This window comes from Moorena sp. SIO3B2 (assembly GCF_010692525.1).
In the GTDB taxonomy this organism is placed as follows: Bacteria; Cyanobacteriota; Cyanobacteriia; order Cyanobacteriales; family Coleofasciculaceae; genus Moorena; species Moorena producens.
In genome coordinates this window covers 1-10,227 of record NZ_JAAHHE010000228.1, presented here as the reverse complement: position 1 = coordinate 10,227, position 10,227 = coordinate 1, and the positions used below count along the sequence as shown (strand labels likewise).

Below are 10,227 nucleotides of genomic sequence, written 5' to 3'. Positions count from 1 at the left end.
TGATTCGGCAGAGGAAATCCCTGAAAGTTTAGAGGAAATTCTAGAGAGTTTAGATAAAATACCTCAATACTACAATGATCAGGAAATACCTATTATACAATTTGGCGCTCGTTTATTAGAAACTGAAAATATTCCCAACCCAATTGGTGATCAACTAAAGCAATGGTTAGACAAAAATGCCAAGCATGATTTGAGCCCTGGGACGGCGAGGAGTGGGAAAAAATCCTGTCAAACCACCCATATCCTCCACCTCTCGGATCTCCATATCACCACCAGTGAGGAAGCTACCCTTTGGTCAAACCAACTCGCCCAAGACCTCACCCAAGACCTTCAAATCCCTGACCTTGATGCTCTGATCCTCTCCGGTGATATAGCCAATTATTCCACTCCAGAAGAATACCAGGCTGCACAACAGTTTCTTGACAACCTCTGCCTAGACTTCTCCCTAGACCCGAAGCAAATTGTTCTAGTTCCTGGTAACCATGACCTCAACTGGACACTAGCAAAGGAGGCTTATGAGTTATGGGATCTCGAAGACTACGAAGGTGAGCTAAAAGACGGTCACTACATCAAAGTCAGTGAAGAGGTGATTCGAGTCCGAGATCAAACCAAATACCAACAACGCTTTGCCCACTTCAGCCAATTCTATCAAGCTATCAAAGGTCAACCCTATCCCCTCGACTATGACCAGCAAGCCATTATCGACCATCTCCCAGAGCAAAACTTGCTGATCCTAGGACTAAACTCAGCTTGGCAACTGGATCATCACTTCAGAGCCCGGGCTAGCATCCACTCCGGTGCTCTAAGCAAAGCCCTGGCCAAAATTCGCCGTAACCCAGATTACCGCAACTGCCTAAAACTAGCGGTTTGGCACCATCCCCTCCATAGTGACGGAAGCGATCGCATTACTGACAAAGGTTTCATTGAACAATTGGCCGTTGCTGGATTTCGCTTCTTCCTCCACGGACATATCCACAAAGCCGAAACCAGCCTTTTCCGTTACGACCTTAGCCCAGGTGGACGCAAACTCGACCAAATTTGTGCTGGTACCTTTGGCGCACCGACCTTTGAACTACGATCCGCTTATCCCTGGCAATATAATCTACTGACATTTGAAGGTAATCAGCTCACTGTCTACACTCGCCGTCGCGAAGAACCCAATGGTGCTTGGAAACCTGATTCACGGTGGAGTCAGGGCGCGGGACAAGGGGCTTTGAATTATTATTGTATTGAGTTGTAATCAATTTTTGGCAAATCTATCCCTTAAACTATTGAAGTAACTGTAAATGAATGCTGGAAATACCCCTGGTTATCTCCTCGCGCAGATAGAGTCAGCACTGCTTCGTGCTTTCCCTAGTAAAACTAAATTAGAAATGATGCTACGACATCAGTTCAGTAAAAATCTGGAAGAGATAGCTCGTGGGGAAGATTTAACTGAAATTGTTTACAAAGTAGCACTATATTTTGATGCTAAAAATAAGTTAGGAAACTTACTTGATGGAGCACTTAACGAAAATCCAGGTAATTATGAATTAAAACAACTCTATTCCGAAAAATTTAAAATTTCGCCTAGTTTACTTTCCATATTATTTCCTTTACCAAACAATATTATCGAAGCAATGCAACAGGCTTATCAAGCTTGTTGTCCTAATAACTTATGGGATGATTGGGAAAATGAACTCCCTGACAGTTTCTATGAAATTCTAGAAAAATTGGATGATACACCTCAAGGAACTGATAATGAAAAACCTATTGTACAATTTGTTGCTCGTTTATTAAAAACTGGAGATATTCCCGAGCAAACTGCTGAGAAACTCAAGCAATGGATAAAACAAAATGCCAATAACGTTTCTGATTTATTACCTCAGACTAGCAGTCAGTCTCAAAATCATCAGCAACCAAACTTAGATGCACAACCTTATCTGCTTGTCAAGGTAGATCCCAGTAAACAATATCACCAACAACGTCAACCTAATTATCAAGTTTCAGCTTGCTTCATTCCTGATATAAGTAATTATGATTACTTACGAAATCATCAAAACTGTAAAATTTTAGAGACTCCACCAGCTGATGGAGAATCAGAACAAGATCTATTTTCTATTGAAGACTTGCCAAAGTTAATAGAATTTTTTCTAGATCAGTTAATTAAATATTCCAGAGAATATGACGATAAACTAAGAATTGTATTTTTTTTACCCTATGCACTATTGAACTATGAAATTGAAAGAATTGAGATTAAAGAGAATAATCAGTCAATTCCCATTGGTAGCGAGTATTGTGTTATTTTTCGCTCTATCGGACGCTTGAAAAACTATAAACATCAAGGCAAATGGTTAAGAAAATGGAGACAAGTTCAAAATCTATGTCAAACTATATGCTTAGCTAACTTTGCTTTTAGTAATTTTGAGGATTGGTCAGAATTGTATAGTCATTTGGAACAAATAAATGCGATAGTAGTAAAATTGAATCACCCCCCATGTGAGGAAAAATTGAAAGCTATTGATCGTGCGGCAATACCCGTTACTTTATGGCTCAGACAAAATAATTTTACAACTATAAATTGTAAACAGGCTCTCGATCAATTACTGAATTGTCAAATAAATCAGCTTCCTGAAAAAGTAAAAGAACAACGGTTACAAGCTTTTCCTAAAGCGAAGAAGAAACAAGAACATATCGGACACCATCTTGCTCTTTTGTGGGAAGACCCCGATCTACTACCACCCCAGATTAACTATACAACGCTATGACATCTTGGAAAATCTTTCGCGGAACTCCCGAACAACGCCACGAAGGCATTAAACGCCTTCCTGAGCCTCCTAGCTGGCGGAAATTTGAGAAAAAAGAACGGGGTACAACCTATCAGAGCAGGCCAGAGGAAATAGAGTTAGTTAATGCAGCGTTGTATCTGCGTCGTCCTTTATTAGTAACGGGAAAGTCAGGCACAGGAAAAACATCTTTGGCCTATGCAGTCGCTCAAGAGTTACAATTAGGAAAGGTGTTACGTTGGAATATTACCACTCGCTCCCATTTACAGCAAGGACTTTATAGTTATGATGCCATTGGTAGATTACAAGATGCTCAAGGCAGCGGTAAGGATAATTTAGGGGAAATTGGTAAGTATATTCAATTGGGTCCCTTGGGAACAGCGTTACTCCCCTCAACTTACCCGAGGGTATTATTAATTGATGAAATGGATAAAAGCGATATTGATTTACCCAATGATTTATTGACTATTTTTGAGGAAGGAGAATTTGAAATACCGGAATTAACACGAATCAGTGACCAGTTTCCAGACATTGTTGTCAAAACCTGGGATAATAAAACCAGAACCATCCATAGGGGAAAGGTGAGCTGTCAAGCCTTTCCCTTTGTAGTCCTTACCAGTAATGGAGAGAGGGCATTTCCCCCAGCTTTTTTACGACGCTGTTTACGATTAGATTTACGGGAACCAACTCCCAAGGAATTAGAAAAGATTGTAAAAGCTCATTTAGGGTTAGATACTCTTGAAAAAGCTGAACCGATTATTGAAACGTTTCTCAAGCGACGGCAGAAAGGAGACTTGGCTACAGACCAATTGCTCAATGCCATTTATCTGTTAACTAACACATTCAATACAGAAGATTCTCCCATGGTTGACTCTCAAGAAGAAGACAAAGACCAGAACAAAGAAAGGTTAATTGACCGATTGCTGCAGTACCTCAGTAGTACCTAAGGGATATGGTGGGAAAAGCGATCGCTATTCTAGAACAAGCAGGATTTGATTTAACTGCTCGGGAAATAGCAGAAATTCTCTGGTTGGCTATTCATCTAGACGAGCCAATACAGGAGTCAGAGGAATCACAGCAGCCATTACCACAGCAGCAATCTCAATCATCAACGGTATCCCAAGACCAATCACAGCAATCACAGCAGCCATCGCAAGCATCAACGGTATCCCAAGACCAATCACAGCAACCCCGAAATCAAACTCCAGATATCCAAACAGATACCCAAGAATCACCGTTACCTGAAGTCACAAAACCTGGTGCTGATGTTTATCTACCCTCTTCCAAACCTAACAAGACTAAAGAAAGTAGAGAAGCAATTCCGATTAAAGTGCCAGCAGCGGTAGCATTGAGAAATAGTCTGGCGTTGGGACGGGCACTTCGTCCGTTAATGCGGAAAGTCCCATCTGCTATAGAAACGATCTTGGATCAGGAAGCAACTGTTTACCAAATTGCCGAATCAAAAATTTGGCTACCAGTTCTGAAACCTGCTTCCGAACGATGGTTAGAGTTAGCGTTGGTAGTTGAAAAAACTAGTTCAACTGCGGTTTGGAAACAGACAATCATTGAACTGCAAAATTTAGTCAAGCATCATGGAGCTTTTCGGGATGTACGCACGTGGGAATTAAGGATTACTGAAACCAAAGTAAACTTATTTCCTCAAACTAGCACGGGATGTTATAGTTCCACTCCCCATCCTCCCCAGGTATTAATTGACCCCAAGAAACAACGTTTAATTTTATTGGTGAGTGATTGTATTTCTGTGGCTTGGCGCAGACAATTAATTCATCCAGTGCTAGAGTTGTGGGGACGCAATGGTTTACTTACTATCCTTCAGCTACTTCCTGAACGGCTTTGGGAACGCACGGCTTTAGGTTCAGAAACACCAGTGCAATTGCATTCTCTTAGTCCTGGAGTTGTCAATTCTCAGTTTATTGTTAAACCTTGGGATGAAGATGATATTGGACTTCTTTCAGAAGTTGGGAATTCTGTAAATGTTCCCGTGGTTACCTTAGAACCCTACCCCCTACTGGTCTGGTCACAGGTAATAGCAGGTCAGGGGAATGTTAGTACAGTGGGGTTTAATTTTAATGTATCCGAAAACCCCCAACCACAGAGAAGAGCGCTAGATCGTAAACCCAGTCAACCCCAACTCGAAGCACCAGTATTAGTTAGTCGATTTCGTGCTACGGCTTCTCCTATGGCGCGTCGGTTAGCTGGATTAATGGCAGCTGCTCCCGTTAGTTTACCTGTAGTGCAACTAATTCAGCAAACCCTGCTACCAAAATCTACCCAAATTCATGTAGCAGAGGTGTTTATGAGTGGACTGCTCCAATCTATAACACCGATAGACCAAGATTCAAATCCCGATTATATTGAGTACGAATTTAAGCCAGGGATAAGGGAGTTATTAGTAGATTCTGTACCCATTAGTAAAACCATTTCAGTTATTGATAAAGTATCTGAGTTTATTGCTAAAAAATTAGGGTTATCAGTAAAGGAATTTGAAGCACGTTTACTTACACCGGCAACTACAAGTAATGATTGGTTAGACCAAAAAATTCGTCCCTTTGCACACCTCAAGGCTCAAGTATTAGGGCGATTAGGAGGGGAGTATGCTCGTTTGGCTGAAGAACTTGCAAGCGCAAGAAAAAAAGATTTCAAGCAGTTTTCCTTTGAAGTAGTAACAGTTAACCGTAGAGGAGAAATAATCAAGCCAGAAAATAAACAAGCGGATTATTTCACTCAAGATCTGCGGAATGGAGTAGACCTAGAGATGGTGTATATTCCAGCAGGACGCTTCTTAATGGGTTCCCCGGAAAGTGAGAGGTACAGTCATGACAGGGAAAGACCTCAACACCAAGTAACCATTCAACCCTTCTTCCTGGGGAAATATCCGGTCACCCAGACCCAATGGCGAGCTGTGGCCAAGCTTCCAAAAATTAAGCGGGACTTAGATCCAGACCCTTCCAGATTTAAAGGAGACAATCGACCAGTAGAGAAAGTAAGCTGGGACGATGCAGTAGAATTTTGCGATCGCCTTTCCTACTATACAGGAACGGAATACAGATTACCCAGTGAAGCGGAATGGGAATACGCCTGTAGAGCAGGAACTACCACGCCATTCCATTATCGAGAGACCATAACCAGTAAATTAGCTAATTATAACGCTTCCTATACTTATGCAGAGGAAGCAAAAGGGGAATATCGAGGAGAAACCACCGAAGTAGGAGATTTTCCCCCCAACGGCTTTGGCTTATACGATATGCACGGTAATGTTTTGGAGTGGTGTGCGGATCCAACTCATGATAATTACGAAGGAGCCCCTAAAGATGGGAGTATCTGGACTAAAAATAATCGTAATGATTATCATTCAGTGCGGGGCTGCTCGTGGAACGACCTTCCTTGGTATTGCCGTTCTGCCTCCCGCCTCAGCTATGGCCCGCGCGATCTCATCTACGGGCTTGTCGGTTTTCGTGTGGCTCGTGGTGTTGGGAGGAACTAGCCCTTGCGCAAGTCAGAAGTTAGAAGTCAGAAGTTAGAAGTAAGCTAGGACTAGGTTTCGGAGTTTAGGAATATCCTAATCTTACCTCGGTTTCCCATTCAATTAGGTACAAAGTTCTGGGTTTTTAGGGAGCAGGGAGCAGGGAGCAGGGAGCAGGTAAGAGGGAATAGGGAGAAAATTCAGTTTACTTGATAGTTATGCCAAGCGCCGTAATGGGTAGTGCTGTACCAATAAAAAAAAATCGGTCAAGTTGTGGTTAATCCCAATCCTTGACCGAATTATATTGTGTAAGCCACCACAAATACAGCGGAGCTTAACTGAAATTTAGATACTGCTGATCAACGAATACATTCCTCAGTGGTCAGTGGTCAGCTTTGTGGCACAGGCTTCCAGCCTGTGACCTAACCCATAAGCTGATAGCTGTTCGCGTAGCGTGCGCGTAGCGCATAAGCTGATAGCTTAAACATAACCGCCACAATTCCTGGTTGCCAGGGCGTCAAAACCCTGGCAAAACCCTATCCTAGTCTACATAGAAATAGCGAATCAAAAAAGTCATCACCTCACCAGGCTTTTCAGTAGGTTCTGGAGTGCTCCACTCGTCGGGATAGGCGTATTTCAGGCCATAGATGGCATTAATTGTATGCCGAACTTGTTCAGGAGAACCGATCAAAACGTACTTGACTTTCTTAGGTTTACGACCAGGGTTTTCAGGAGTTTGATTGTCATCGGAGTTAGGCGGAATGTTTTTAGTCATGATCAACAGTATCCTTAAATGGGGTATATTATTAATATATACATAAATTAATTAAAAGTCAAGAGGTTTAGGAATTTTTTTTTATTAGGAAATTTAAAATTGCTATAATAGTAAATAGGGCATAAGTAAGATGCTAATGTGGTTAGTATGGGTAGTGTGGGTAGTGTGGAAATTTTCTTAAAACTTTTGCCTAATTTTAAAAGCGATAGAGCAAAGTAATAGGGTAAATAAAATTGACTATATATAGCGTTGATTGAATTTATGAGGTACACTTATCAAACTCAAAGTCCCCCTTTTTAAGGGGGATTTAGGGGGATCCCTTTGTACCTCATGGTAAATAAAACTGACTGTATAGTTTGACCCGGTGGTGCGTTACGGGACGGGCTATCCCAACAAGGCGCGACCCTTACAATCAGGGCGATTCCGTCCCTAACGCACCCTACGACTATATAAACTAAAACTGTAGATGGAGGATTTTAATAATGCCTAATTTAACAGTCAAAGATTTAGAAACACTGCAAGCACAGCATCCTGATTATCGGATGGAATTAGTAGGGGGAGAAATTATTTTTATGAGTCCTTCAGGGTTAGAATCCGATGAAGTAGCAATAGAAATCGCTGCTCAACTTCGTAACTGGGTAAGACCCCGCAAATTAGGCAGAGTTTCTGGTTCTAGTGGTGGTTTTCGCTTACCGAATAAAGATGGAGATGTTCGCGCCCCCGATGCGTCTTTTATCCTAGCTGAACGTCTACCTCGGACTACCGAAAATTACGCTGAATTAGTCCCTGATTTGACATTTGAGGTTAAATCTAGGAGCGATAGCCTAGCAAAATTGCGCCAGAAGATACAGCAATTTCTGGAATTGGGAACTAAAGTTGGGGTGTTAGTGGATCCGAGAACTCGCACCATGGAAGTTTATCGCCTCAATCGGGATAAAGTTGTGCTGGGGGATGGGGATGTGCTGCAAGTTCCAGAATTGCTTCCTGGTTGGGAATTACCTGTTGTTGAGGTGTGGGCACCGGAGTTTGATTGAGTATATACAAGGGAACAGGGAACAGGGAATAGGCAAGAGTGAAAAAATCTTGTTTACCTCATAGCTATGATAAACGCTATAAACTTCGTAAAGGTGTAAAACCATGAGATTCATCAGCCCGAAAACTGACTTTGCTTTCAAAAAAATCTTTGGCTCAGATCAGAGTAAAGATATTCTGATTTCCTTCCTCAATGCCATGATCTACTCTGGTAATTCCGTCATCGAGGATTTAGAAATTATTGATCCCTATAGTGCGGGGGATGTAGTAGATTTAAAAGACACCTATCTGGATGTTAAGGCAGTATTAGAAGATAAAACGACTGTCATCATTGAGATGCAACTATGGAATGTGGAGGCTTTCGAGAAGCGAGTGGTGTATAACTTGTGCAAAACCTATGGTAATCAACTGAAATCGGGACAGGGATATTTCGATCTAAATCCGGTTATTGCTTTAACCATCACGGATTTTAAATTATTCCCCTCAACTGAGAAAGTAATTAGCTGTTTTTACTTTCAAGAAGAAGAAGACCACTTGCCTTATCAGGAGAACGAGTTAAAGCTGGTGTTTGTGGAACTCCCGAAATTTACTAAGCAATTGGAAGACTTGGAAAGTGTAATAGATAAGTGGATCTTTTTTATCAAAGAAGCACCCAACTTAGAAATTATTCCTGACCAGCTCAGGGAAATCCCACAGCTAGAACAAGCCTTAACTATAGCGAATCAAGCGGGGTTGAGTGTCTCAGAAGTAGAAAAACTCCGCAAACAGGAGATGGCCTTGGAGGACGCGCGACGTGCATGGAGTTTCGCGAAAAGGGAAGGACGAGAAGAAGGTAGACTAGAAGGACGAGAAGAAGGAAGGCTAGAAGGGAAAAGAAATTTACTATTGGGACTGCTTGAGAGCCGTTTTGGACAACTAACCAGGAATGCGATCGCATTAATCGAAGCCTTGACCAACCAAGACCTAGACCGTTTATCAAAAGCCATCTGGGATTTTAACACCAGTGAGGACTTACTCAACTGGCTGGAAGAGCACTCTAGTTCAAAGTAGCTATAGGGTAACTAAATCAATTGTGATATTTTTTTCCCTATCTCCCTACTCCCTACTCCCTACTCCCTACTCCCGTAAGCATTCAGCAGTCAGCGGTCAGCCGTCAGCTTAAAAGAAACCTCAGCACCTCAAGACAGCGTGCCCATAGCCCATAAGCTGATAACTGTTCGCGCAGCGTGCGCGTAGCGCATTAACTAATAGCTGTTCGCGTAGCGTGCGCGTAGCGCATTAACTAATAGCTGTTCGCGTAGCGTGCGCGTAGCGCATAAGCTGATAGCTGACGGCTGATAGCTGACGGCTGATAGCTGATAGCTAGGAAATAGCATAGCCAGTGTGTTGTCGGATATGGGGAGGATGAAAGGCTAAAACAATTTGTTCTTTGGGTATTCCCGCCGCCAGTAACTCTTCTGTAATGCCGTGATCTAGACCATCATGGTGTAGCCAAATTTTATTGTTACGTATTTCAGCATCAAAGATGAGTGAATGAATTCGTTGTGTATCCTTCCAACCTTCGGTAATAACTAGATAGCGAGTTTTGTCATCGCTAACAATGATATTACTGATGACAGTATTATTGATAGAATTATTTTTGTGACGATTGAGGATATTACAATAGTTTTTCAGTATCTGAATAAGAGATGTAGCACAATTGGTTACTCCAGTGATGGTTTCCATAGCGTAATTTCCTCCTGGTTTTCATCATCGTGGTAAAGTCCTTGGCAGGCATGTAGAACGTGGATTAGAGGGATATTGTTATTATAGTTTTATTGGTTATAACCGAGGCTAAAAATACTTGGGCACGGCATGTCTACATTTCACCAGGTTTTGGAAGGGGCGCAACTGGCTACGTAAACCTAATCTCCATAAGATATTAGTTTGACCTGATGGTGCGTTACGGGGGGGCTGTTTCAAGCAGGAACGAAGAGGCGTAAAATCATGGCTAGCCCACCCCTAACGCACCCTACGCCTCCCGATTCCCGATTCCCGATTCCCGATTCCCTATATCAACCTGTAAAACCATGAGATTCATCAGCCCAAAAACTGACTTTGCTTTCAAAAAAATATTTGGCTCAGATCAGAGTAAGGATATTCTGATTTCCTTTCTCAATGCCATGATCTAC

General features: G+C 42.1%; 10 protein-coding genes. 7 read left to right on the top strand and 3 right to left on the bottom strand.

The window, feature by feature from the left end:
• The 4 genes from F6K38_RS28865 to F6K38_RS28850 all read left to right on the top strand — a co-directional run.
• The coding region (locus F6K38_RS28865; RefSeq protein ID WP_287358491.1) for a metallophosphoesterase at positions 1–1,240 on the top strand (1,240 nt) is incomplete at its 5' end.
• A 46-nt stretch (positions 1,241–1,286) separates the two neighbouring features.
• Positions 1,287–2,747 (top strand): VMAP-C domain-containing protein, encoded by a 1,461-nt coding sequence (locus F6K38_RS28860; RefSeq protein ID WP_287358489.1) that lies wholly within the window; start codon positions 1,287–1,289, stop codon positions 2,745–2,747.
• Positions 2,744–3,712, top strand: a complete 969-nt coding sequence (locus tag F6K38_RS28855) for an AAA family ATPase (RefSeq protein ID WP_071102797.1) — start codon at positions 2,744–2,746, stop codon at positions 3,710–3,712. The genes F6K38_RS28860 and F6K38_RS28855 overlap by 4 nt, the downstream gene beginning before the upstream one ends.
• A gap of 5 nt (positions 3,713–3,717) precedes the next feature.
• On the top strand, positions 3,718–6,270 hold the full coding sequence (locus F6K38_RS28850) for an SAV_2336 N-terminal domain-related protein (protein ID WP_287358486.1): 2,553 nt from the start codon (positions 3,718–3,720) through the stop codon (positions 6,268–6,270).
• Positions 6,271–6,790: 520 nt separating this feature from the next.
• On the opposite strand, the gene F6K38_RS28845 is transcribed toward F6K38_RS28850, so the two are convergent.
• Positions 6,791–7,024 carry a hypothetical protein gene (locus F6K38_RS28845; protein ID WP_287312470.1) on the bottom strand — a complete coding sequence of 78 codons (234 nt, stop codon included), beginning with the start codon at positions 7,022–7,024 and terminating at the stop codon, positions 6,791–6,793.
• A gap of 482 nt (positions 7,025–7,506) precedes the next feature.
• Here F6K38_RS28845 and F6K38_RS28840 point away from each other — a divergent pair, with 482 nt between their 5' ends.
• Complete coding sequence (locus F6K38_RS28840; protein ID WP_287358483.1) at positions 7,507–8,058, top strand: Uma2 family endonuclease; 552 nt, start codon at positions 7,507–7,509, stop codon at positions 8,056–8,058.
• A 103-nt stretch (positions 8,059–8,161) separates the two neighbouring features.
• Entirely contained in the window at positions 8,162–9,106 is a 945-nt protein-coding gene (locus tag F6K38_RS28835; RefSeq protein WP_287358481.1) for an Rpn family recombination-promoting nuclease/putative transposase, read from the top strand.
• A 194-nt stretch (positions 9,107–9,300) separates the two neighbouring features.
• On the opposite strand, the gene F6K38_RS28830 is transcribed toward F6K38_RS28835, so the two are convergent.
• Together F6K38_RS28830 and F6K38_RS28825 are read right to left on the bottom strand one after the other, a co-directional pair.
• Positions 9,301–9,432 (bottom strand): hypothetical protein, encoded by a 132-nt coding sequence (locus tag F6K38_RS28830; protein WP_287257262.1) that lies wholly within the window; start codon positions 9,430–9,432, stop codon positions 9,301–9,303.
• On the bottom strand, positions 9,419–9,781 hold the full coding sequence (locus tag F6K38_RS28825; protein ID WP_287257263.1) for a XisI protein: 363 nt from the start codon (positions 9,779–9,781) through the stop codon (positions 9,419–9,421). Before F6K38_RS28825 ends, F6K38_RS28830 begins: the two co-directional genes overlap by 14 nt.
• A gap of 344 nt (positions 9,782–10,125) precedes the next feature.
• On the opposite strand from F6K38_RS28825, the gene F6K38_RS28820 reads away from it, so the two are divergent.
• Positions 10,126–10,227, top strand: a 102-nt coding sequence (locus F6K38_RS28820; protein WP_287358493.1) for a PD-(D/E)XK nuclease family transposase, incomplete at its 3' end; no start/stop codon positions are given.

Excerpts from the sequence above, each read along its gene's own strand:
- F6K38_RS28860 (WP_287358489.1), top strand. The coding sequence starts at position 1,287 with ATGAATGCTGGAAATACCCCTGGTTATCTCCTCGCGCAGATAGAGTCA.
- F6K38_RS28855 (WP_071102797.1), top strand. The coding sequence starts at position 2,744 with ATGACATCTTGGAAAATCTTTCGCGGAACTCCCGAACAACGCCACGAA.
- F6K38_RS28850 (WP_287358486.1), top strand. The coding sequence starts at position 3,718 with ATGGTGGGAAAAGCGATCGCTATTCTAGAACAAGCAGGATTTGATTTA.
- F6K38_RS28845 (WP_287312470.1), bottom strand. The coding sequence starts at position 7,024 with ATGACTAAAAACATTCCGCCTAACTCCGATGACAATCAAACTCCTGAA.
- F6K38_RS28840 (WP_287358483.1), top strand. The coding sequence starts at position 7,507 with ATGCCTAATTTAACAGTCAAAGATTTAGAAACACTGCAAGCACAGCAT.
- F6K38_RS28835 (WP_287358481.1), top strand. The coding sequence starts at position 8,162 with ATGAGATTCATCAGCCCGAAAACTGACTTTGCTTTCAAAAAAATCTTT.
- F6K38_RS28830 (WP_287257262.1), bottom strand. The coding sequence starts at position 9,432 with ATGCTATTTCCTAGCTATCAGCTATCAGCCGTCAGCTATCAGCCGTCA.
- F6K38_RS28825 (WP_287257263.1), bottom strand. The coding sequence starts at position 9,781 with ATGGAAACCATCACTGGAGTAACCAATTGTGCTACATCTCTTATTCAG.